Raw genomic sequence first — 23,869 nt, forward strand, 5'->3', positions numbered from 1 at the left:
GCCCATAAATAAGGAGGAGCTTTAACTCCATGCATAATAAAGCTTTAAAGACATTGGAATTTCATAAAATAAAAGAACAATTAATCTCACACGCATCCTCTTCCATAGGAAAAGAGAAGGCACAGCAATTGATGCCTTCCATTGATTTTGAAGAGGTGTCGAGATGGCAGGAAGAAACAGATGAGTCAGCCAAGATCGTCCGGCTGAAAGGCAACTTGCCGTTGGGCGGGATTTTTGATATCCGTCCACATGCAAAAAGGGCACAGATTGGCGGAATGCTCTCGCCGATGGAATTGATGGAACTTGCAAGTACGATTCGTGCCGGCAGGATCCTCAGCCGTTTCTTCGATGAACTCGCAGAGCAGGAAATTGATGTTCCGCTTTTAGCGGAATATATCGATTCCCTTCATCCATTGATTGATTTGCAACAGGAAATTACGTATGCAGTAAGTGAACATGGCGAAGTGATGGATTCTGCCAGCGATAAGCTTCGTACCCTAAGAAACCAGATTCGGACGAACGAAAGCCGTGTCAGGGAAAAACTAGAAAGCATGATCCGTTCTTCCAGCGCATCAAAAATGTTATCGGATGCCATCATCACCATCAGGAATGACCGTTTTGTGATCCCGGTAAAACAGGAATACCGCAGTGTGTATGGAGGGATCATTCATGATCAATCCTCATCTGGGCAGACGCTGTTCATTGAACCGCAAGCTATCGTTCAACTGAATAATGTCCTGCAGGAAACCCGAGTGAAGGAAACACAGGAAATAGAACGGATATTGGTCGAATTATCGGAAAAAGTCGGTGCGTTCACCCCAGAATTGCTTCATAATGTCAAAGTGCTTGCACAAATCGATTTCCTTGTCGCCAAGGCAAAGTATGCAAAAGCGATAAAAGGATCCAAACCGATTCTGAATAATGAGGGACGCGTGAAATTATTCAAAGCGAAACATCCGCTCATTCCGAGTGATGTTGTCGTGGCCAATGACATTTTCCTTGGTGATGAATTTACGACAATCGTCATCACCGGACCCAATACAGGAGGTAAAACGGTTACACTGAAAACAATTGGCCTCTGTACCTTAATGGCCCAGTCCGGTCTGCAAATCCCTGCGCTGGATGGGTCCGAAACGGCTGTGTTTTCCTCTGTTTATGCCGATATTGGCGACGAACAGTCGATTGAGCAAAGCTTAAGTACATTCTCTTCGCATATGGTCAATATTGTCGATATCCTAAAGAATGTCGATTATGACAGCCTTGTTTTATTCGATGAGCTTGGTGCGGGAACCGACCCTCAGGAAGGTGCCGCTTTAGCCATTTCCATTTTGGATGAAGTGTATAAGCGCGGAGCACGTGTGATTGCAACGACACATTACCCAGAATTAAAAGCGTACGGATATGATCGGGAAGGCGTCATTAATGCAAGCGTAGAATTTAATGTGGAAACCTTAAGTCCTACCTATAAACTTTTGATCGGTGTACCGGGACGGAGTAATGCATTTGAAATTTCCAAGCGCCTTGGTTTGGAAGAAAGCGTGATAAGCAGCGCCCGCAGCCATATTGGTGAGGATACGAATAAAGTTGAGAATATGATAGCCTCCCTTGAAGACAGCCGCAAGAAGGCTGAAGAAGAGGAACGGGAAGCAGCGGATCACCTGAAACAGGCTGAAGTTCTTCATAAAGACCTTCAAAAGCAAATTGGTGAATATCATGAAGAACGGGATGCCATGGTCGAAAAGGCTGCAAAAGAGGCAGCGGCAATCGTTGAAAATGCGCAAAAAGAAGCGGAAGCGATTATTGCCGATTTGCGTAAACTGCGTCTGGAAAAGCATGCCGATGTTAAAGAGCATGAACTGATCGATGCAAAAAAACGGCTTGAAAACGCGACGCCAAAATTGAAAAAAACATCAAATAAAGCGGCGAGGCCGCTGGATAAAAGCTTGAAGCCTGGAGATGAAGTGAAGGTCGTAAGCTTTGGTCAAAAAGGTCACTTGATCGAGAAGGTCTCAAGTAATGAATGGCAGGTTCAGATCGGCATCATGAAAATGAAGGTGAAGGAGTCTGACCTAGAATTCATCAAGGCAACGAAAGTAAAAGAAATAAAACCGCTTACCACGATAAAAGGACGGGATTATCACGTTAGCGTGGAACTCGACCTGCGTGGCGAACGCTTTGAAAATGCAATATCAAGAGTGGAAAAGTACGTTGATGATGCTCTTTTGGCCGGTTATTCGAGTGTCTCCATCATTCATGGTAAAGGAACGGGGGCTCTCCGGTCCGGTGTTCAGGAATACTTGAAAAATCACCGCTCCGTCAAAAGGATTCGCTTCGGTGAAGCCGGTGAAGGCGGAACAGGTGTTACGGTGGTGGAATTTAAATAAAGGAAAGTGGCCATTCCGGCTACTGCAAAAGCCGGGTGGCTAGTTACCATTCGGGAGTTGGACCATGGAGAACATGTGGGAAAATGAATATGTATATATAGCTGCTCGATACAGTGTCGTTATTCTGTGCATGATTGTTTTTTTAGCCATTTTTGAACTTGTCACAAAGTACAAGAACTGGGAGGAAATCAAACAGGGAAACCTTTCTGTCGCGATGGCAACTGGCGGTAAAATATTTGGGATCGCCTATGTATTCCAACAGTCCATCCTCCATCAGAATTCGCTTCTTACCATGATTGGCTGGGGCGTATACGGATTCGTCCTTCTGTTGATCGGTTATTTCATTTTTGAATTTATGACTCCTCGGTTTAAAATAGATGAAGAGATACAAAAAGATAATCGGGCAGTTGGATTCCTATCGATGATCATTTCAATCGCATTATCTTTTGTCATCGGCGCCGGAATTTCTTAATGCCCTTCATGAGAGGGAGAAAACTGTGGAGAAGCTTGCAAAAGTCTTAATTGTTTGTTGCGGAATCTTTTTCCTGTTAGGAATCATTTATATGATATTCTTCAATTGAAGCGGCCATTGTGCCGCTTCTTTTATTTGAATTCTATTAAAAAAAGGGGGGCGTGTATAATGATAATGGTCAAATAGACTTTTCGGAAGAGGAGGAAGAACATGAATCGCTCCAAATTGATGCAAAAGATTGAAGAACTATCGATGAACGCTTTACCGGCCCTGCAAACGCAAATCTATGATGGCTGGGTTATCCGATTTGCGGATGGATATACGAAACGGGCGAATTCTATCAATCCCATCTATTTATCGAATGAAAATGTGAAAAAGAAAATATTGAATTGTGAACAATTATATTTTGCAAGAAATGATAGGGCCGTGTACAAAATCACTCCACAGGCCAAGCCTATCATCTTGGATAGTGTACTGGAAGAGTCCGGGTATGTTCTTGAAGGTAAAACAAGTGTCCAGGTATTGAATTTGGCAGAAACAGGATCACCTAATGAAACCAATGTCATGAAGTATGAGCATTTACACGATGACTGGTTTCACCATTTCTGCCTGCTAAGTAATGTTAATGATCATGATCAAACCATCCTAAAAAAGATGTTAGGGAATATCATTCCAAAAACATGCTTTATGTTGTTGACTGATGAAGGTGGAACCGTGACAGCAAGTGGACTGGGTGTTTTGGAAGACGAATACATAGGCCTGTACAATATCATTACCCATGAAAACTTTCGAAACCAAGGCTATGGTGCAAAACTCATTCGTAATCTATTGCATTGGGGTAAAGAAAATGGGGCAAAAAATGCCTATCTTCAGGTCATAGAAACGAATGCGCCTGCTTCTTGCTTGTACGGAAAATTGGGATTTAAAGAAAAATATAAATATTGGTATAGAATTAAAACTAAGGAGTAAAACACTCCTTTTTTTGTTTCTCATTTTTAGCGTTTTATCAAATATTTCCTCTTGGCAGGTACAAGTCATAATGACTGCTCCACCACTCATTAACAGCTTTTATGCTTACTTTTCTGAATTTCAACAATTGTAAGAAAATCCCGGTTGTATTATAATGATAAAGAGTATTGGGAATATTCAGAAGGAGGGGGCAAATGAGCAATAAGCCATGGCAAGCTATTTATCCGGAACAGATACCAGCTGTTTTGTCGTACGAAGATAAACCTCTTTATTCTTTTTTGAAGGAATCAGCCGAAGAATTCCCTGATAAAGTATCGATTCATTTCCAGGGAAAAGAATTAACTTTCCAAGAAGTGTATGAATCTGCGTTAAAGTTCGCAGCCTATTTAAAAAGTATCGGTCTTCAAAAAGGAGATCGCGTTGCCGTCATGCTTCCTAATTGCCCTCAGGGTGTCATAAGTTTTTTTGGAATATTGATGGCCGGCGGAGTCGTGGTTCAAACGAATCCAACGTATACCGAACGTGAACTAGAGTATCAAATGAAAGATTCCGGAGCGAAAATAATTTTAGCGATGGATATTTTATTTCCCCGTGTCGCTGCCGTCGCTTCAAGAACGGATATAGAAGATATAATTGTAACCGCTATCAAAGAATATTTGCCTTTCCCGAAAAATCTTATCTATCCTTTTATTCAAAAAAAGCAATACGGAATCGTCATCAATGTGGAGCATTCGGGCAATCATCATTTATTTTCCGAAATCATGAAACGAAAGATCCCCGAAGATGTCACCGAGCCTATCGATGTGAATAATGACCTTGCCCTTTTGCAATATACAGGGGGGACAACAGGCTTTCCTAAAGGTGTCATGCTTACCCATAAGAACTTGCTGTCAAATACGAAAATGTGCAATGCCTGGCTTTATAAAAATAAGCGCGGTGAGGAAAGGGTCCTTGCGATTCTGCCATTCTTCCATGTGTACGGTATGACGACAGTCTTGGTTCTTTCCATCATGGAGGGGAACACCATGATCATCATGCCAAAGTTTGACGTTGAAGCAACGCTTAAAACCATCCAAAAACAGAAACCGACCATGTTTCCAGGAGCGCCAACGATGTATATTGGCCTATTGAACCATCCGGATATCGCTAAATATGACCTTTCTTCCATCAATGCCTGTATAAGCGGTTCTGCACCATTGCCATTAGAGGTCCAAGAGCAGTTTGAGAAAATTACCGGCGGGAAGCTGGTTGAAGGTTTTGGACTGTCTGAAACCTCCCCGGTGACCCATGCTAATTTCATCTGGGATCAGCCGCGTGTAAAAGGAAGCATTGGATTGCCGTGGCCAGATACCGACTCGGTGATTCTATCCCTGGAAACCGGTGAAGAGCTTCCTCCGAATGAAATTGGTGAGATTGCCATAAAAGGACCACAGGTAATGCAAGGTTACTGGAACCGCCCGGATGAAACGGAAAGCACTTTTAAAAATGGCTGGCTGCTAACGGGCGATCTGGGTTACATGGATGAGCAGGGGTTCTTTTATGTAGTCGAGAGGAAAAAAGATACAATCATTGCAGGCGGCTTCAATATATATCCACGTGAAGTGGAAGAGGTTCTATACGAGCATGAGGCCATACAGGAGGTAGTCGTGGCAGGTATCCCTGACCCATATCGCGGTGAGACCGTCAAAGCCTATGTCGTACTGAAAAAAAATGCCAAGGCCACTGAAGAAGAACTGAATGATTTTGCAAGAAAGAACCTGGCTTCCTATAAGGTGCCGCGCAGCTATGAATTCAGGAAAGAACTTCCTAAAACGACGGTAGGAAAGATATTGAGAAGAGTCCTTATCGAAGAAGAGAAGAAAAAAATATCCGAGGATAGAAAAGAAGCTTAAACAAGCATCCACCTTTAGACGGAGCAGCGGAATGAAGCTCCGTGTTTTCAGAACGGCTGGACAACCTATGGGTGGGGGCTGTACAATGAGCATGTGGAATGCCAGGACGCTTAGAAGTTTTTCCTTGACAGTAAAGGGTCGTCATTTTATGATGGAAATATGAATGATGATTCATTCATTTCTGAAAGGGGACATCCAGTGAAACGCAACAGACCAAAGTATAATCAAATTATTGATGCGGCCGTTATCGTCATTGCCCAAAACGGTTATTATCAAGCCCAAGTATCCAAAATCGCCAAGCAGGCAGGCGTAGCGGATGGCACCATTTATCTTTATTTTAAAAATAAAGAAGATATCCTAATATCATTATTCCATGAAAAGATGGGCTATTTTGTGGAACAGATCGAAGAAGAACTAAAAGGAAAGACCACAGCTTCGGAAAAACTGCAAGTGCTCATCCAAAAACATTTTCAAAACCTTTCAGAAGACGTGAATTTAGCAATTGTCACTCAGTTGGAATTAAGACAGTCTAATAAAGAATTACGCCTAAGAATTAATGATGTGTTAAGAGGGTATTTACATTTAATCGATCAGATCATTATAGAAGGAAAAGAGAACGGCGAATTTCTGCCTGATTTAAATAATTTACTTGCAAGGCAGATGATTTTTGGAACGATCGACGAAACAGTGACGACTTGGGTCATGAATGAGCAAAAGTATTCGCTCCCAGACCTTGCAACAGACGTTCACCGCCTTCTAATTGGCGGCTGTGGCTTGAAAAGTTAACGATTTAAATAGAGGGTGGCTAGCCATCCTCGAAAGAATCGGTTAATTCTGCTTCCAGTTTTATCGGGAAGTGATACATATTGAATTATCAAAAAAGTTTGACTACATGCCTGGAGGGATAGATATGGAATACCTTAAGCTTTCTGTCGAAAATCATGTGGCATTTATAACGATTGATCATGCACCCGCAAATGCTCTTTCATCGGCAATCATCGGGGAGCTTTCACAGGCCTTCGATCAAATGGAGCAGGACGAATCCGTACGGGTTGTCGTTCTTCATGGTGAAGGAAGGTTTTTCTCTGCAGGAGCAGACATTAAAGAGTTTACTGAATTGAAAAATGGTAAAGCTTTCGAGAAACTGACCAAGAATGGTCAAGCTGCATTTGAGAAAATTGAATCTTTTCCAAAACCGGTCATTGCAGCCATTCATGGGGCGGCGCTTGGCGGAGGATTGGAGCTGGCTATGTCCTGTCACATCCGTTTGGTAACCGAAAGGGCAAAACTAGGTTTGCCTGAGCTGCAGTTGGGCTTAATCCCCGGGTTTGCCGGCACTCAACGCCTTCCTCGATATGTCGGTATGGCAAAGGCCGCGGAAATGCTGTTTACAAGTGAACCGATTACAGGTATCCAAGCTGTGCAATATGGATTGGCAAATCATTCCTTCACGGATGAAGAACTGATTCCAAAAGCGAAGGAACTAGCCAATAAAATTGCCAGGAAGAGCCCACTCGCTTTAAAGGCGGCTATAGAATTATTAAATTATTCCAAGCATGATTCCTACTATAAAGGTGTGGAGAGGGAGGCAGTCCTCTTTGGCCAAGCTTTCGATACGGCTGATGCACAAGAAGGAATTGGCGCTTTTATTGAAAAAAGGGAAGCGGTATTCAAAGGGAAATGATGTTTCCCGTCAGATAAATAACTATTTTTAAATATTATGYAGGATTTTGGTGAAACCTGAAGAATACAATAATATATATCAATAAAATTCATAATCTTCAAAACTCAAATCATTCGGGAGGTATTATCTTGAACATTTATGTGCTGCTGAAAAGAACATTTGATACAGAAGAAAAAATTACACTATCCAATGGGAAAATTAATGAGGATGGAGCAGAATTCATCATAAATCCATACGATGAGTATGCTGTTGAAGAAGCAATTCAAGTGCGTGATGCACAGGGCGGCGAAGTAACGGTTATTTCTGTCGGCACCGAAGAGGCTGAAAAGCAATTACGCACAGCGCTTGCAATGGGGGCTGACAAAGCCGTATTGATAAATATAGAAGACGACATAGAAAATGGCGACCAATTCACGACTGCCAAAATTATAGGCGAATACTTAAAAGGTAAAAATGCCGATTTAATCATTGCGGGGAATGTTGCAATCGATGGCGGTTCCGGTCAGGTGGGGCCGCGTGTTGCCGAGATATTGGAAATTCCTTATATTACAACAATCACTAAGCTTGATATCGCAAATGGAAATGTAAGCGTTATCCGTGATGTTGAAGGGGACTCTGAAACGATCGAAGCATCCCTTCCATTGTTAGTGACAGCTCAGCAAGGTCTAAATGAGCCACGTTATCCTTCTTTGCCAGGAATCATGAAAGCGAAGAAGAAGCCGCTTGAAGAATTGGAATTGGATGATCTGGATTTGGAAGAAGAAGATGTTGAAGCAAAAACAAAAACGATTGAAATCTATCTTCCTGCTAAAAAAGAAGCTGGTAAAGTATTGACCGGCGAAATCGGTGATCAAGTTAGCGAACTTGTTCAATTATTACGCAGCGAAGCAAAAGTGATTTAATCGAAACGGTCCTTTTCAAAACAACAACACACGACAAATAGATAAAATAGAGCACAGGAGGTTTTTATAAATGGCTAGAAAGTTTCTTGTATTGGGCGAAGTTCGCGACGGTTCACTAAGAAATGTATCATTTGAAGCTATCGGTGCGGCTAAACTTGCTGCAGATGGCGGGGAAATCGTAGGTGTTTTAGTTGGTGGCAGTGTTAAAAATTTCGGTGATGAATTGATCCAGTATGGTGCGGACCGGGTTATTGCTGTAGAAAATGATCAATTGAAACAATATACTTCAGATGGTTATGCTCAAGGCTTGCTTGCAGTCATCGAGCAGGAAAAGCCAGAAGGGATTTTCTTTGGGCATACGGCCTTAGGAAAAGACCTTGCACCTAAATTGGCTGGAAAACTTGAATCAGGATTGATCTCCGATGTTACATCCATTGAAGAAGAAGGCGGAAATATCGTTTTCACCCGCCCGATATATTCTGGTAAAGCATTTGAAAGGAAAATTGTTACAGATGGCGTGATATTCGCGACAATCCGTCCGAACAATATTGAACCATTAGCGAAAGATGAGTCACGCTCTGGTGAGGTAACTACATTAAGTGTGGATATTAAGGATTTACGAACAATCATAAAAGATGTTGTTAGAAAAGCTAGTGAAGGGGTCGACCTTTCAGAAGCAAAAGTAATCATCGCAGGCGGCCGTGGCGTGAAAAGTGAAGATGGTTTTGAACCATTAAAAGAACTGGCACAAGTTCTTGGCGGAGCGGTAGGTGCTTCCCGCGGTGCATGTGATGCGGACTATTGCGATTACTCTTTGCAAATCGGGCAAACGGGTAAGGTCGTTACACCTGACCTTTATATCGCCTGCGGAATTTCTGGAGCGATCCAGCATTTAGCTGGGATGTCCAACTCCAAGGTTATCGTTGCCATCAACAAAGACCCGGAAGCCAATATATTCAATATAGCTGATTATGGAATTGTCGGGGACCTTTTCGAAGTCGTTCCATTACTGACTGAAGAATTCAAAAAACTAAAAGTTAACGCTTAATAGAAAAAAATGAAGGGGCAAGACATTTGGCAAAAGCCGATACATGTCTGGACCCTTCATTTTTTGGTGTTATTCGGCAAGGCTTGAGCCTGCATATTTACTCTTTTTTTGGACATCCTACCACTGAAGCAAAATATTGGCGTCGATTCTAGCAACGATGGTATACTGTCTTTAGTTATTGGAGTAAATTTGAGGAGGAAATATATATGGCTATTGTAAATGCAACTGACCAAACTTTCACTACAGATACTAACGAAGGTGTAGTTCTTGTTGATTTTTGGGCTCCATGGTGCGGACCTTGTAAAATGATCGCTCCTGTTCTTCAAGAGCTTGATACTGAAATTGGCGATACAGCGAAAATCGTAAAAGTGGATGTAGATGAAAACCAAGAAACAGCTGGGAAATTCGGTGTGATGAGCATCCCGACACTAATCGTCCTTAAAGACGGTGAAGTGGTGGATAAAGTGGTTGGTTTCCAACCTAAAGAAGCACTTGCTGAACTTATTGCAAAACACGCGTAATAGCAAGATAGCTAAAAAAAGCTTCAAGTCTACGGACTTGAAGCTTTTTTCGCTATCTTGATATATAATAATTGTAAAATGGGAGAACAGGAGGCTGAATGCATGAACCAACAAATAAAGAATAAACTTGCCCTTCTTCCCGATCAACCTGGTTGTTATTTAATGAAAGATCGTCAGGGAACAATCATATATGTAGGCAAAGCGAAAGTGTTGAAAAATCGTGTCCGTTCTTATTTCACGGGATCTCATGATGGAAAAACCTTGCGGCTGGTGAGTGAGATAGAGGATTTCGAATACATCGTAACCTCTTCCAATATCGAGGCTCTCATTTTAGAGTTGAACTTAATCAAAAAACATGATCCAAAATATAATGTCATGCTTAAGGATGATAAGACGTATCCTTTCATCAAGCTGACGGCGGAACGGCATCCACGGCTAATTATTACGCGTAAAGTCAAAAAAGATAAAGGGAAATATTTCGGTCCATATCCGAATGCTTTTGCAGCCAACGAAACGAAAAAATTGCTCGATCGCATCTATCCCCTTAGAAAATGCAATACCTTACCGGATCGCGTGTGTCTTTATTATCACCTTGGCCAGTGTCTGGCCCCATGTGTATATGATGTTGAGGAACAGGAATATAAAAAAATGGTGGATGATATCAACCGGTTTTTGAATGGCGGACATACTGAGATAAAAAAAGAGCTGACTGAAAAAATGCTAGAGGCATCAGAGGAGCTCGATTTCGAGAGGGCCAAGGAGTATCGTGACAAAATTGCCCACATCGATATTACGATGGAGAAGCAGAAAATGATGACGACCGATTTCATCGACAGGGATGTATTTGGGTTTGCCTATGATAAAGGCTGGATGTGCGTTCAGGTATTTTTTGTCCGACAGGGTAAATTGATCGAAAGGGATGTTTCACTTTTTCCTGTCTATGATGAACCGGAACAGGAGCTTCTTACATTCCTCGGTCAGTTTTACGAGATTACCAACCACTTTAAACCAAAGGAAATCCTGCTGCCTGAGTCAGTGGATGCTGAAATGGCCGAAGGTCTGCTAGGTGTCAAAACGATTCACCCGAAACGGGGATCGAAAAAAGACATGCTTAAATTGGCGAATGAAAATGCCTCCATCGCCCTTCAGGAAAAATTTTCATTGATTGAACGGGATGAAGAAAGAACGATCAATGCGGTGGAAAACCTCGGGAACCAATTAGGGATCTACACCCCGCATCGAATTGAAGCTTTCGACAACTCGAATATCCAGGGAAGTGACCCTGTTTCCGCATTAGTCGTGTTCATTGATGGGAAACCGGAAAAAAGGGAGTACCGTAAATATAAGATCAAAACGGTCCAGGGACCTGATGATTATGAATCGATGCGTGAAGTGGTCAGAAGAAGGTATTCACGAGTATTGAAAGAAGGGCTGCCGCTTCCGGACTTAATCATCATTGATGGAGGAAAGGGACATGTGGAAGCTGTAAGGGATATTTTGGAGAATGAATTAGGCCTTGATATACCACTTTCAGGTCTCATTAAGGATGAAAAGCATAGGACTTCACAATTAATGATTGGAAATCCGCTTGAACTCGTACCTCTTGATTCACGGAGCCAGGAATTTTATCTATTGCAAAGAATTCAGGATGAGGTGCATCGGTTCGCGATTACGTTTCATCGCCAGCTACGCGGGAAAAACGCCGTTCACTCCCAGCTTGATGATATTCCGGGAGTCGGGGAAAAGCGGAGGAAGCAATTATTAAGGCATTTTGGGTCATTGAAGAAAATCAAAGAGGCCACGGCCGAGGAAATTATGGAAGCTGGCATGCCAAAAGGGGTAGCAGAGGGAATCGTTAGAAAATTACAAGAATAATCTTGCTGCAGGCAATTCTCTATGCTATGATAAGAAGGAATTTTTAACTAGACAACTTAAAAGTGCTGATAGAGGTGCGGAATTCAAGAGTAAAAACCTGGAGAAGTATGAGCTTCCATGAAAGGTTTTGAAAGGGGATGACGCCGAAGGAAGACAAGACTCATACCTTGTTTTTCTGGTCTGACATTTAATAAATGGCGGATTGTCAGGGTTTATGCCCTGGAGAGCTATCTCACTGTGTTTACAGTATTGGATATGTGATCACAGCAATGAGATATTTCTCATTGCTTTTTTTATTGCCTAAAAAGGTAGAGAGGGTGCATTAGGATGGCATTAATCGTTCAAAAGTTCGGCGGGACATCCGTCGGAAGCGTAGAAAAAATAAAAAATGTTGCCAATAGGGTAATCGAGGAAGTGAAGAATGGAAATGAGGTAGTCGTCGTTGTTTCAGCTATGGGGAAAACCACGGATCAATTGGTTTCCATGGCCCGGGATATTTCCGGAACACCGAGCAAGAGGGAAATGGATATGCTATTGACTACGGGGGAACAGGTCACGATATCCCTGTTAACGATGGCATTGATTGAAGAGGGACATGAAGCCATTTCTTACACTGGCTGGCAGGCTGGCATGCAAACGGAATCCGTTCATGGGAATGCCCGGATTTTAAACATCGATGCCACGAGGATTCAAGCTCAGCTCCAGGAGAAGAAAATTGTGGTCGTTGCCGGTTTCCAGGGGAACGATGCAAATGGGGAAATCACGACCTTAGGACGAGGCGGTTCCGATACGACGGCAGTTGCCATCGCTGCAGCGCTGAATGCGGATAGATGCGATATTTATACGGATGTAACGGGTGTTTTCACTACGGATCCACGCTACATAAAAGCCGCGCGTAAACTCCAATCCATTTCTTATGATGAGATGCTGGAACTTGCCAACCTAGGGGCGGGCGTCCTTCATCCAAGGGCTGTAGAATATGCAAAAAATTATCAAATTCCGCTTGAAGTCCGTTCGAGCATGGAGAGAGAATCAGGAACGATCATTGAGGAGGAAGCAACTATGGAAGAAAACTTAATTGTACGCGGCATTGCTTTTGAAGACAGTATTACAAGGGTCACAATATATGGATTGCCCCAATCACTTGGTGCATTATCCACAATTTTCACGACACTTGCGAAAAACCGGATTAATGTGGACATCATCATTCAAAGCATGACAGCCGAGGATACGACCAATCTATCATTTTCCACAAAAAGTGAAGATACGCAAGCGGCCTTGATCGTACTGGAAAACAATAAGGAACAATTGTCATTCGACCGAGTCGAAACGGAGGGCGGATTGGCCAAGGTGTCCATCGTCGGATCTGGTATGGTTTCCAATCCAGGAGTGGCTGCCGAGATGTTTGAAGTGATGGCCAATACAGGCATCCAAGTGAAAATGGTCAGCACATCTGAAATTAAAGTCTCGACTGTCGTCAATGAAAAGGAAATGGTGAAGGCGGTCGAATCTCTTCATGAAGCATTTAAACTTGGGCAGCATGCAAATGTGCTAGCTTGAGAGTAAGGAGTCCAATAAAAAACAGACTTCCGGTAAAAAGGGTAAGTCTGTTTTAAGGGCTCATTAGATTTGATCTCTGGGATCCCATTGAATGGTGAATATCACTTTTTTTGCGCGGCGTTTGATTTCTTCCGTTGATTCGCTTAGGAACTTTTTTTGCAGTGTAAACTGCTCGGCAAGGAAACCGGCTTCAAGTTGGAAGTGACAGTCAGGATGTAAATCCATACGGCGGCTGATTATTTCACCCGTCAGTGATAATTCCATCTGGTTTTTCGTATACTTCATGATTTCCAGGGTGCCCCATCCCGCGCTCTGGAAAAATTCAATAACTTCTTGATCGCCATTTAATGGGAATTTACGTGCTAACTGTTTACCTGCCCAATAGAGGATTTGATTAGAGTCTTTTCCGAGAATATCGTTCAATAGAACTTCTCTGATTAATTCGTATCCGAAAGCTGGAACTTGGAATTCTTCAGTTTGAATTTCCTCAGCTGGAATCTCTTCTTCTATCGCAGCAGCAATATTTTTTTTCATAGTTTATCGCCTCTTTCTGTTAATCTATTATAAACGTTTTTCTTTTGCAAATTATACTGTTTTTTATTTATTTAAATATCAATTGGGAAAAAATGATAAATTATACCGAGATATTAATAGTTTAATTAGTAATTTCTCCAAAATATCTTCTTGATGAATAAAAAATAGACAATTTAATCCAATAAAATCTATTCTGAAAAAGAGAATTCTTGTATCCGTTTTCTTGACGCACATAGAAGTCAGGAGTAAAATGGACATGTCACATAATTGTAAACGGAAGTATAGGGGAGTTTTCTGACTCTATACTTTATTTTCACGCGGAGATAAAAGGTAGCCACCAGTTTATCTTTGCATGATTTTTCACAAATTAAGGGGGGGCACTTAGTGGCAAAAAATCGTGAGTTTGGGAATCGTAGACTTCATTCACTACTTGGAGTTATTCCGATCGGGCTGTTCTTGTTGGAGCATTTAGTTACCAACTATATGGCAACAAAGGGACCGGAATCATTTAATTCAGCAGCACATTTCTTAGAAAGCATACCGTTTCGTTATTTCCTGGAAATCTTCATCATTTTCTTACCTTTGATTTATCATGCTGTTTACGGGATTTATATCGCGTTCACGGCTAAAAATAATTTGGGTAGATTTGGGTTTTTCCGAAATTGGATGTTCTTTTTACAACGTCTAAGCGGAATCATTACGTTGATTTTCCTTGTTTGGCATGTATGGTCAACTAGGATCCAAGTAGCTATGGGTACAGAGGTTGACTTTGACATGATGGCAGAGATTTTCTCTAATCCATTTATGATTGCATTTTATTTAGTTGGGGTCATTTCGACAATTTTCCACTTCTCAAATGGATTATGGTCATTTGCAGTGAGCTGGGGTCTGACAATTTCACCTAAATCACAAAAAATCATGACTTACGTTACTTTGATCATTTTCGTTCTTCTTTCTTATGTTGGAGTAAGTGCAATTTTCGCTTTCGTATAAGAAGATGGGGTTCATTTATAATTGTTAGGAAAAACATAGCTTTGCTAATGGAAATAAGGGAGTGACAGAATTGGGTAAAGGTAAAATTATTATCGTAGGTGGAGGTCTAGCTGGGTTAATGGCTACGATCAAAGCAGCAGAGCTGGGACAACAGGTTGATTTATTTTCTTTAGTACCTGTTAAACGCTCTCACTCAGTTTGTGCCCAAGGCGGAATCAATGGGGCAGTAAATACAAAAGGTGAAGGGGATTCTCCATTTATCCACTTTGACGATACAGTTTATGGCGGAGACTTCTTGGCTAACCAACCGCCGGTTAAAGCGATGTGCGATGCAGCACCGTCAATCATCCATATGTTTGACCGTATGGGCGTTATGTTCAACCGTACTCCTGAAGGTCTTCTTGATTTCCGTCGTTTCGGTGGTACTCAACATAGCCGTACAGCATTCGCTGGTGCAACGACTGGTCAGCAATTACTTTACGCATTGGACGAGCAGGTTCGCCGTTATGAAGTTGAAGGCCTTGTAACGAAATATGAAGGCTGGGAATTCCTTGGAGCCGTTATCGATGATGATCAAACGGCACGCGGTATCGTAGCTCAAAACCTGACTTCAATGGAAATCAAATCATTCCCTGGCGACGCAGTCATCATGGCGAGCGGCGGCCCTGGAATCATTTTCGGTAAATCGACTAACTCAATGATCAATACAGGCTCAGCAGCCTCCATCGTTTATCAACAAGGTGTAAATTATGCAAATGGTGAGTTCATTCAAATTCACCCAACAGCAATCCCTGGAGATGACAAACTTCGTCTAATGAGTGAATCCGCTCGTGGTGAAGGTGGACGTATCTGGACATATAAAGACGGAAAACCTTGGTATTTCCTTGAAGAAAAATACCCTGCTTACGGTAATCTAGTACCTCGTGATATCGCGACTCGTGAAATTTTCGACGTATGTATGAACATGAAGCTTGGTATTAATGGAGAAAACATGGTTTACCTGGATCTATCTCATAAAGATCCTAAATTACTTGATATTAAACTTGGCGGAATCATTGAAATCTACGAGAAATTCATGGGTGAAGACCCTCGTAAAGTTCCAATGAAAATTTTCCCTGCCGTTCACTATTCCATGGGCGGACTTTGGGTTGATTATGACCAAATGACTAACATTAAAGGTTTATTCGCTGCAGGTGAGTGTGACTACTCTCAACATGGCGGTAACCGTCTTGGTGCGAACTCACTTCTTTCTGCAATTTTTGGTGGTTCAGTCGCTGGACCGAATGCCGTTAAATATATTGAAGGCCTTGATAAAACTTCAGAATCCATTCCTGCTTCATTGTTTGAAGGCTACGAAAAACAACAACAGGAAAAATGGAATGATGTCATGTCTCTTGATGGTAACGAAAATGCTTACGTCCTGCACAAAGAACTTGGTGAGTGGATGACACAGCATGTTACTGTAGTTCGTTACAATGACAAGCTGAAAGAAACGGATAACAAGATTCTTGAGTTGATGGAACGTTACAAGAAAATTAACATCAATGACACGGCAAAATGGAGTAACCAAGGAGCTGCATTCACTAGACAGCTGCAAAACATGATGCAATTGGCTCGTGTAATCACAATTGGTGCGTTAAACCGTGATGAAAGCCGCGGAGCACATTACAAACCTGATTTCCCAGAACGTAATGATGATGAATTCATGAAAACGACAATGGCAACATTCAAAGGCTTGGATCAAGCACCTGAATTCCATTATGAAGATATTGATGTATCACTGATCGCACCGCGTAAACGTGATTACACTACGAAACATTAAAGAGGGGGAGCAAAAAAATGGTTGAAACTAAATCTGAGACTAAAACAGTCCGTTTTATAATCACTCGTCAAGATACACCGGATTCAGCTCCTTATGATGAGGAATTTGAATTAGCGTACCGTCCGAATATGAATGTAATTTCCGCTCTTATGGAAATTCGTCGTAATCCGGTAACTGTACAAGGCAAGCACACTACAGCAATCGCATGGGATATGAACTGTCTTGAAGAAGTATGTGGTGCTTGTTCAATGGTTATCAATGGTAAACCAAGACAATCATGTACAGCTCTTATCGATCAATTGGAGCAGCCGGTTCGTCTTGCTCCAATGCGTACCTTCCCTGTTGTTCGTGACCTTCAAGTCGATCGCAGCCGTATGTTCGACTCATTGAAAAAGGTAAAAGCATGGATTCCAATCGATGGAACGTACAATCTTGGACCAGGACCGCGTATGCCAGAAAAGAAACGTCAATGGGCATATGAATTGTCTAAATGCATGACTTGCGGTGTTTGTTTGGAAGCCTGTCCGAACGTGAACAGCAATTCAGACTTCATGGGACCACAACCATTATCACAAGTTCGTTTATTCAACGCACATCCAACTGGTGCAATGAATAAAGCGGAACGTTTAAATACAATCATGTCCGATGGAGGACTTGCAAACTGCGGTAACTCACAAAACTGTGTGCAGTCTTGCCCTAAAGGAATTCCATTAACGACTTCGATTGCAGCATTGAACCGTGATACTGCCATTCAACAATTCCGTAACTTCTTTGGAAGCGACGAAGTTTAAAAATGAAAATGAAAGAACCTGTATCTATTTTGATATGGGTTCTTTTTTTTCTTTGTTTTTACATTTGGGTGAATTCAATACTTGAACGATAGGGACCGGTAGCCAAATCCATAAAAGATGATAGCTTTGCAAGCGCTCTGAAAAAAGCTAAGATCAAAGTGTGAATGGAGAATTGGAGGAGGAAATCGGCCACACCCATTGACATCGGCCTCCTGCAAAGGATGCTCGTTATGATTAGTGACGTGAGCAATAATCAAATTAAACAGCTTTCAATAGAAAACCCTTTTCATTATCGTTGTTTTCTTATAAAATGAGTGAATAGTCATTCATATTCGAAAGGGAGTGCACAAGTTGAACAGAATATCATATATCGATAATATAACCGAGTGGATCAATGATTTTTCCTTTAAACATGAGATTAAGGTTCGCTTTTCGGAAACGGATATGTTTAGGCACTTGAATAACACGATTCCTTTTACTTATTTTGAAGAAGCGCGGATTGAATATTTCCAGAGCATGGGTTTTATGAAGGATTGGACCTCGGCTGAAGGTGGTGAGATGCCGGTTGTTGCAGATCTACAATGTGATTACCTGAAGCAGGTGTTTTTCAATGATCAATTGACAATTCATGTGAAAGCTGACCATATCGGAAAATCTTCTGTAGATATACATTATATGGGAAGCAAACACGATGGTTCAATTTGTTTCACGGGCAGGGGAACGATTGTCCAGGTCTCCAAAGCCACCGGAAAGCCGATACCTTGGACAGAAGAGATGAAGCGGTCGTTGTTGCATACAGAGCTTGAACATACCTAAAAATATTTCGATTTAGACAAGTAAAAGAGTCACTCCCTTGCCCCGGCCAACATACTATATCTTGACTAAATAGACACCCACTCCGGGTTTTATGCTGGTGAAGGCAAGGAGGGTAACATTACTTGAAGGAGAACGAATTCACTCATAAGCCACTACTCACCAAAAGAGAAAAAGAAGTATTTGAGTTACTAGTACAAGACAAAACAACAAAAGAAATCGCAGGTGAATTGTTTATTAGCGAAAAAACAGTTCGAAACCATATTTCGAATGCGATGCAGAAGCTTGGAGTTAAAGGACGTTCGCAGGCAGTCATAGAACTCCTTCGTATGGGGGAACTTAAGCTTTAATGTGTTGACTCTTAATAAAGACTTATAAATATTTCTCTCCCGTCTAGTTGGCAGCATATAAGGAAGGCCAAAACAATTTGGTTGTTTTGACTTCTTTGGATGCTGCTTATTTTTATGAAGGGGGTTTCATTATGGATTCCGGACAATCAATCTTGAAAATCATTTCACTTTCATCCAAAATGGTAGTATGATAAGTTTCATGAAGTGGTGGGGAGCTGTGTGTATGGATGAAGAGAAGCAGGTTGCTTATGTAGCCGATATTGAGAGGGAATTGCGCTATGTATCGTCATGGATTAAGCAAAGGGGACGGGAAATTCTCAATGATTATAAAATTACCATTCCTCAATTCCTGGCTTTGCAATGGCTTTTTGAAGCAGGCGACATGACGATTGGCGAATTGTCCACGAAGATGTTTCTCGCCTTCAGCACAACGACGGATCTGATTGACCGCATGGAGAAACATCAGCTTGTTAAGCGTGTCAAAGATGAAAAGGACCGGCGTGTGGTTCGTATTCACCTTCTTGACGAAGGGGAACGGATTATCGAAGAAGTGATTAATAAACGGCAGCAGTACTTGAGTGGCGTATTAGTCAATTTCAACGAATCTGACATCGTGTCCCTCCGAGGGATTTTAGCAAAACTACATCAAGAAATGAAAGAAAAATGAGGCGAGTTTTTTGAAACAACCGATAGGCATCATTGATTCAGGGGTAGGCGGCTTGACAGTAGCTAAAGAAGTCATGCGCCAGCTTCCAAATGAAAATATAATTTACTTAGGTGATACAGCAAGATGCCCTTATGGGCCGAGGACCAAAAAAGATGTCCAAACCTTCACATGGCAAATGACGAGGTTCCTGATGAAGAAGGATATAAAAATGCTGATCATCGCTTGCAATACGGCGACTGCAGCTGTACTGGATGAAATCAGGGCAATACTTCCGATTCCTGTATTGGGTGTCATCCATCCTGGGGCAAGGGCGGCATTGAAAGTTTCTGATTCCTTGCATATTGGCGTTATTGGTACGGAAGGCACGGTAAAAAGCAAAGCTTATGACGACGCACTTGCTTCCATCAATTCCGATGTGAAAGTAGATAGTTTAGCATGCCCGAAATTTGTCCCAATCGTGGAAAGCGGGGAGTTTCAAGGGGGTATCGTCAATAGGGTCGTGGCACAAACCTTGAACCCGCTGAAGAAAACGAAGATCGACACATTGATTCTTGGCTGTACCCATTATCCACTGCTGGGGCCTGTAATCTCTTCCTATATGGGGGATGGAGTACAAGTCATTTCCTCTGGGGAAGAGACGGCCCGTGAGGCAAGTGTCATTTTGGATTATTATAAATTAATCAATAAAAGCAAGCTCCGTCCGGTTCATCGCTTTTATACTACCGGTTCAAGAGATATGTTTGGTTCTATCGCATCGAGCTGGCTCGGTATTCATACCGATACAATCGAAACAATTAAAATTGATCACCTATAAGGCTTCCATTTGGAAGTCTTTTTTTCGTGAAGCGGACAATGGATATGGTGATTATGGGAAATAAGGTATATTAACAGATTCATCCACTGGCAGAAGGCCCGAAATCCCGTTGAAGGCTTACAAACATGCAGCAGTACGGGCAAATTGCCTAGCTCGATTATCAGAGCGGAAAATAATTGGTCTATTTTCCCTTAGGGCTCGTATAAATAGGAGTACAAACTGTCCTAGGAGTGATTTTATGTCCAATAAATCAAAAGTAACAATGGCTGTGACCATTCTGGCATCTTCTTTTTGGCTTTCGGGATGCGGATTATTTGGCGGTGAAGAGAAAAAGGAAATTGATCCACCAAAGGATATTTCATTAGTCGATGATGAATCTTCATTAAAAGAAAAGAATGATGAAGAAAAGCCTGCAACAGATGGAGAAAAAGGCGCTGGTGCTGTTGAATCGAAAACAGTGAAGACAGAGTTATATTTAATTGATAAAAGTGGGTATGTGGTTCCACAGACATTGGAACTTCCTAAATCGGAAGCCGTCGCCAAACAGGCGCTTGATTACCTTGTCGATAACGGTCCAGTCACGGATAAACTTCCGAATGGGTTCAGGGCGGTCATTCCTGCCGATACCCAAATAAGCGTAAACATTAAAGATGGAGTGGCTGTAGCGGACTTTTCGCCGGAGTTCAAAAACTATCAAAAAGAGGATGAACTTAAAATCCTTCAAGCCATTACATGGACCCTGACGCAATTCGACTCGGTCGATAAAATCCAAATGAGAATAAATGGGGAAGATATTTCCGAAATGCCGGTCAATGGCACACCGATAGATGAGAATATCTCAAGATCTTCAGGAATCAATATCGATACGAGTGACGTGGTCGACATTTCGAATTCCAAAGCACTGACCGTTTATTATGTAGGCGGTGACGAGGAGTACTCCTATTATGTTCCGGTAACACGCCGGATCAGCGAAACGGTGTCTGATAATGTAACAGCTGCCGTCCAAGAGTTAACGAAGAGTCCTTCGGGTTCTAACTTGCAAACGGGGTTCATGAGTGATGTAGCTTTACTTGACAAACCTAAAGTGGCAGAAGGTAAGGTCAGCCTCAACTTCAATGAAAATATCCTTGGAAGTTTTAAAGAGAAAAAGGTGTCACAAGAAGTCCTTGATGCTTTGGTCCTTTCTTTAACTGAACAGAAAGGAATTGAAAGCGTTGAAGTACAAGTGCAGGGCAGCGCCGATATTCTTAATGAGGAAGGTAAGAAACTATCTGAACCAGTGGTCCGTCCAGAGAAAGTCAACACAGGTAGCTTTTAAAGAACGATCTTATATGGATATAGCACAAGGAGGCAGCCAGCAGCTGCCTCTTATTCTTTTTTATCACCAATAACAATAGTCTAATGGTTACATTCTTTTTGCATGCTTAGCCCCTTGCTTAAATGTTCATAGAAAAATCCAATTAACCATTGTTTAGGTTGAAAGGTATTTCCACCAAACATTCTCTCTTCGTTAAAAAGTTTTTACATAAATAAAATTTTAAAAGAAAAAAATACCTTGTAATAATGTAATTCATTAGGGGGAATCTTTAACATAAGTGAAAAATTACAACGTTAGATTTCCTTATGACTATTAAATTTTCCTCCAAATTCTATATGGCCGGACTAATTCTTTTGAAAAATGGACACTTCCGGGCTAAACAGATTTGTGCTTAATTCTCTGCTGCATCCCCGAGTGCTAAAGAGCTTCAATGATCTTCCTTCCTGAAACTTTATGATTTTTTTAAAGGTATTCCGAAGTTCTAGACAGAATCTAAGTTTTAACATTGAAATTGAAGCTTGAAAATGCAGGTTAATCTTCTTCTGTTTAAATCTCTCTTTTTTAACAGTCATGCGAAAGCGCCCGGTGTTCGATCGACCTAAATTGATTGTGTAATTCACGCAGGTGGCGGCACTAGGACAGGTACCATTAAAGAAGCCTTCGTCGCTTTGGCTGCTTGTTTTAAAAATTGCAGGAGAACTGGCAGTATTTCAGCTGAAAATTTCTGGCTTCTGCAATTTTCGGGGTTATTGCAGAAGCGGGAGTTGTGGTAGACTGAAATTATCTGGAAGATTCAGCGGCCCTTGTGATATGAATCTCATCATGACAGGCAGCGGTGAATTCATTCAATCGCAGGGAACTGGAGAAAAAACGGCTTTTACATATAACGAGTTACAGCTATTTCTTTCTAAGCTCAAAAAGAGCCTTGCTAGAAAAGCTCTTGAATCCATAGCCGAAAAATACAAAAAGGGTGAAATGAAAAATGAAGTCAGTAATCATTGCAACGAAAAATAAAGGGAAAGCAAAGGAATTTGAAAGCTTGTTCTCTGCTAAAGGGTATGAAGTCAAAACGCTTCTTGATGTACCGGATGCACCGGATGTGGAGGAAACAGGTACAACTTTTGAAGAAAATGCGATCCTGAAAGCAGAGGCCATCGCCCATCGGCTAGGCCACTTTGTCATTGCGGATGATTCCGGATTGATTGTAGATGCATTGGATGGCCGTCCGGGCGTATATTCTGCGCGCTATGCTGGAGAGTCCAAGAGTGATGAAGCGAACACGGAAAAAGTCCTTAGGGAACTGGAAGGCGTGCCGGAAGAGGAAAGAACGGCGAGATTTTATTGCGCCTTGGCACTTGCGTCGCCCTACCAGGAAACGATTACTGTATCGGGGACGATGGAGGGCTTGATTACCGAACAGCCTTCAGGAACGAATGGATTTGGTTATGATCCAATCTTTTTTGTTAAAGAGCAGGGCAAAACAAACGCCGAATTGACAAAAGAGGAAAAAAACCAAATCAGCCACCGTGCCCACGCATTGAGGGCGCTAGATGAAAGGCTTGATCTATTTCTAAAAAGGGAAGAAGGAATGTGACGATGAAAGTGCTAATAATGAGTGACAGTCATGGCTTAACTCATGAAATCAGCATGATAATCGACCGTCATAAACAAGAAGTTGCTGCCATGATCCATTGCGGTGATTCAGAGTTGGAAAGAAATGATCCTTACATGTCGGAGTTTTTGGCCGTTGGCGGGAATTGCGACTATGATTCGGCATATCCGGATGATATTGTGGAGAACATCTCAGGCAAGCGTTTTTTCATTACGCATGGACACCTCTATAACATAAATATGACCTTGATGAATTTAGCGTATAAAAGTGAAGAGGCTGAAGCGGATATTATTTGTTTTGGTCATTCCCACGCTGCAGGTTCCGAATTGATTGACGGCAAGCTCTTCATCAACCCGGGAAGCATACGCCAGCCGCGGGGACGAAAAGAGAAAACCTACGCCATTTTGGAAATGGGAACAAACCAACTTGCAATCACCTATTATGACCTTGAAGGAAAAATCGTTGAGGAACTAAGAAATGTTTATCAAATGGGATGACTTCATGTATAATAACCAGGAAGCGTTTTTCCCCGCTTCCTGGTTCATGAAAAAAAGAAAAAACTTTTTATGAAAAACCGTTGACTTTCTTTTTATATCCTACTATAATAAGAAGTGTCCTAAGGGAACAGTTAAGGTAATACATAAGTTTTACCGCAACTTATATCATAAACGTCTCAGTAGCTCAGCTGGATAGAGCAACGCCCTTCTAAGGCGTCGGTCGGGAGTTCGAATCTCTCCTGGGACACTAACAAAGCGGTTATAAAGCCCGCTACGACAACCTTCTATATCGTTTAGTGAAACGGTCAGTATAACGGTCATGTAAGAAATTACACCGTATATCGACTTACA

General features: G+C 41.8%; 24 protein-coding genes, 1 tRNA gene and 1 riboswitch. Of the genes, 23 read left to right on the forward strand and 2 right to left on the reverse strand.

The genetic code is table 11. From position 1 onward, the window contains the following. Positions 1 to 29: 29 nt before the first annotated feature. The 11 genes from AC1DVK_RS01850 to AC1DVK_RS01900 all read left to right on the forward strand — a co-directional run bounded on the left by AC1DVK_RS01850 (position 30) and on the right by AC1DVK_RS01900 (position 13,307). Positions 30 to 2,384, forward strand: a complete 2,355-nt coding sequence (locus AC1DVK_RS01850) for an endonuclease MutS2 (RefSeq protein WP_477625724.1) — start codon at positions 30 to 32, stop codon at positions 2,382 to 2,384. A gap of 64 nt (positions 2,385 to 2,448) precedes the next feature. Beyond that, complete coding sequence (locus tag AC1DVK_RS01855; protein ID WP_061464317.1) at positions 2,449 to 2,856, forward strand: DUF350 domain-containing protein; 408 nt, start codon at positions 2,449 to 2,451, stop codon at positions 2,854 to 2,856. 210 nt (positions 2,857 to 3,066) lie between these two features. Further along, positions 3,067 to 3,825, forward strand: coding sequence for a GNAT family N-acetyltransferase (locus tag AC1DVK_RS01860; protein WP_477625725.1), 759 nt, complete (start codon positions 3,067 to 3,069; stop codon positions 3,823 to 3,825). A gap of 194 nt (positions 3,826 to 4,019) precedes the next feature. Continuing rightward, on the forward strand, positions 4,020 to 5,717 hold the full coding sequence (locus AC1DVK_RS01865) for a long-chain-fatty-acid--CoA ligase (protein ID WP_477625726.1): 1,698 nt from the start codon (positions 4,020 to 4,022) through the stop codon (positions 5,715 to 5,717). A 198-nt stretch (positions 5,718 to 5,915) separates the two neighbouring features. Further along, the gene (locus tag AC1DVK_RS01870; RefSeq protein WP_061464314.1) at positions 5,916 to 6,503 is read left to right on the forward strand and encodes a TetR/AcrR family transcriptional regulator; all 588 of its coding nucleotides are present in this window, start codon (positions 5,916 to 5,918) and stop codon (positions 6,501 to 6,503) included. A 124-nt stretch (positions 6,504 to 6,627) separates the two neighbouring features. Next, positions 6,628 to 7,401 carry an enoyl-CoA hydratase gene (locus tag AC1DVK_RS01875; RefSeq protein ID WP_410861192.1) on the forward strand — a complete coding sequence of 258 codons (774 nt, stop codon included), beginning with the start codon at positions 6,628 to 6,630 and terminating at the stop codon, positions 7,399 to 7,401. A 128-nt stretch (positions 7,402 to 7,529) separates the two neighbouring features. After that, positions 7,530 to 8,303 (forward strand): electron transfer flavoprotein subunit beta/FixA family protein, encoded by a 774-nt coding sequence (locus AC1DVK_RS01880; RefSeq protein ID WP_410861194.1) that lies wholly within the window; start codon positions 7,530 to 7,532, stop codon positions 8,301 to 8,303. 70 nt (positions 8,304 to 8,373) lie between these two features. Continuing rightward, entirely contained in the window at positions 8,374 to 9,351 is a 978-nt protein-coding gene (locus AC1DVK_RS01885) for an electron transfer flavoprotein subunit alpha/FixB family protein (RefSeq protein ID WP_410861196.1), read from the forward strand. Between the two features lie 206 nt (positions 9,352 to 9,557). Next, complete coding sequence (trxA, locus tag AC1DVK_RS01890; RefSeq protein WP_061464310.1) at positions 9,558 to 9,872, forward strand: thioredoxin; 315 nt, start codon at positions 9,558 to 9,560, stop codon at positions 9,870 to 9,872. Between the two features lie 102 nt (positions 9,873 to 9,974). Beyond that, a complete protein-coding gene (gene uvrC, locus AC1DVK_RS01895) occupies positions 9,975 to 11,747 on the forward strand; it encodes an excinuclease ABC subunit UvrC (protein WP_284470063.1) in 1,773 nt (590 codons plus the stop codon). A 61-nt stretch (positions 11,748 to 11,808) separates the two neighbouring features. Further along, positions 11,809 to 11,985: riboswitch (Lysine riboswitch) on the forward strand. A gap of 89 nt (positions 11,986 to 12,074) precedes the next feature. Beyond that, positions 12,075 to 13,307, forward strand: a complete 1,233-nt coding sequence (locus AC1DVK_RS01900) for an aspartate kinase (protein WP_289319929.1) — start codon at positions 12,075 to 12,077, stop codon at positions 13,305 to 13,307. Between the two features lie 63 nt (positions 13,308 to 13,370). Here the strand turns inward: AC1DVK_RS01900 and AC1DVK_RS01905 are convergent, their stop codons facing one another. Further along, complete coding sequence (locus AC1DVK_RS01905) at positions 13,371 to 13,841, reverse strand: YslB family protein (protein ID WP_061464307.1); 471 nt, start codon at positions 13,839 to 13,841, stop codon at positions 13,371 to 13,373. 384 nt (positions 13,842 to 14,225) lie between these two features. On the opposite strand from AC1DVK_RS01905, the gene AC1DVK_RS01910 reads away from it, so the two are divergent. The 3 genes from AC1DVK_RS01910 to sdhB all read left to right on the forward strand — a co-directional run bounded on the left by AC1DVK_RS01910 (position 14,226) and on the right by sdhB (position 17,447). Continuing rightward, positions 14,226 to 14,834, forward strand: a complete 609-nt coding sequence (locus AC1DVK_RS01910; protein ID WP_089361699.1) for a succinate dehydrogenase cytochrome b558 subunit — start codon at positions 14,226 to 14,228, stop codon at positions 14,832 to 14,834. Between the two features lie 70 nt (positions 14,835 to 14,904). Further along, positions 14,905 to 16,656: a succinate dehydrogenase flavoprotein subunit gene (gene sdhA, locus AC1DVK_RS01915; protein WP_089361698.1), complete on the forward strand. Its 1,752-nt coding sequence runs from the start codon at positions 14,905 to 14,907 to the stop codon at positions 16,654 to 16,656. Between the two features lie 17 nt (positions 16,657 to 16,673). Next, positions 16,674 to 17,447 (forward strand): succinate dehydrogenase iron-sulfur subunit, encoded by a 774-nt coding sequence (sdhB, locus tag AC1DVK_RS01920; protein ID WP_061464304.1) that lies wholly within the window; start codon positions 16,674 to 16,676, stop codon positions 17,445 to 17,447. Between the two features lie 58 nt (positions 17,448 to 17,505). Here sdhB and AC1DVK_RS01925 read toward each other — a convergent pair whose 3' ends face one another. Beyond that, positions 17,506 to 17,646, reverse strand: a complete 141-nt coding sequence (locus AC1DVK_RS01925; RefSeq protein ID WP_477625727.1) for a hypothetical protein — start codon at positions 17,644 to 17,646, stop codon at positions 17,506 to 17,508. 152 nt (positions 17,647 to 17,798) lie between these two features. Between AC1DVK_RS01925 and AC1DVK_RS01930 the strand changes: the two genes are divergently transcribed. The 9 genes from AC1DVK_RS01930 to AC1DVK_RS01970 all read left to right on the forward strand — a co-directional run bounded on the left by AC1DVK_RS01930 (position 17,799) and on the right by AC1DVK_RS01970 (position 23,765). Next, positions 17,799 to 18,263 (forward strand): acyl-CoA thioesterase, encoded by a 465-nt coding sequence (locus AC1DVK_RS01930; RefSeq protein WP_410861199.1) that lies wholly within the window; start codon positions 17,799 to 17,801, stop codon positions 18,261 to 18,263. Between the two features lie 122 nt (positions 18,264 to 18,385). Further along, entirely contained in the window at positions 18,386 to 18,610 is a 225-nt protein-coding gene (locus tag AC1DVK_RS01935; RefSeq protein ID WP_028392149.1) for a helix-turn-helix domain-containing protein, read from the forward strand. A 223-nt stretch (positions 18,611 to 18,833) separates the two neighbouring features. Then, positions 18,834 to 19,277 carry a MarR family winged helix-turn-helix transcriptional regulator gene (locus AC1DVK_RS01940; RefSeq protein ID WP_089361696.1) on the forward strand — a complete coding sequence of 148 codons (444 nt, stop codon included), beginning with the start codon at positions 18,834 to 18,836 and terminating at the stop codon, positions 19,275 to 19,277. 10 nt (positions 19,278 to 19,287) lie between these two features. Further along, entirely contained in the window at positions 19,288 to 20,091 is an 804-nt protein-coding gene (racE, locus tag AC1DVK_RS01945) for a glutamate racemase (protein WP_089361695.1), read from the forward strand. A gap of 238 nt (positions 20,092 to 20,329) precedes the next feature. Further along, entirely contained in the window at positions 20,330 to 21,409 is a 1,080-nt protein-coding gene (locus AC1DVK_RS01950) for a GerMN domain-containing protein (protein ID WP_061464300.1), read from the forward strand. A gap of 810 nt (positions 21,410 to 22,219) precedes the next feature. Then, positions 22,220 to 22,423, forward strand: coding sequence for a hypothetical protein (locus AC1DVK_RS01955; RefSeq protein WP_318681383.1), 204 nt, complete (start codon positions 22,220 to 22,222; stop codon positions 22,421 to 22,423). Further along, positions 22,392 to 23,003: an XTP/dITP diphosphatase gene (locus tag AC1DVK_RS01960; protein ID WP_089361692.1), complete on the forward strand. Its 612-nt coding sequence runs from the start codon at positions 22,392 to 22,394 to the stop codon at positions 23,001 to 23,003. The genes AC1DVK_RS01955 and AC1DVK_RS01960 overlap by 32 nt, the downstream gene beginning before the upstream one ends. A 2-nt stretch (positions 23,004 to 23,005) precedes the next feature. Beyond that, on the forward strand, positions 23,006 to 23,518 hold the full coding sequence (locus tag AC1DVK_RS01965) for a metallophosphoesterase family protein (protein ID WP_477625728.1): 513 nt from the start codon (positions 23,006 to 23,008) through the stop codon (positions 23,516 to 23,518). Between the two features lie 173 nt (positions 23,519 to 23,691). Then, positions 23,692 to 23,765: transfer RNA gene (locus AC1DVK_RS01970), tRNA-Arg, on the forward strand. The last annotated feature ends 104 nt before the right edge of the window (positions 23,766 to 23,869 follow it).

This window comes from Peribacillus sp. P4_B1 (assembly GCF_056402395.1).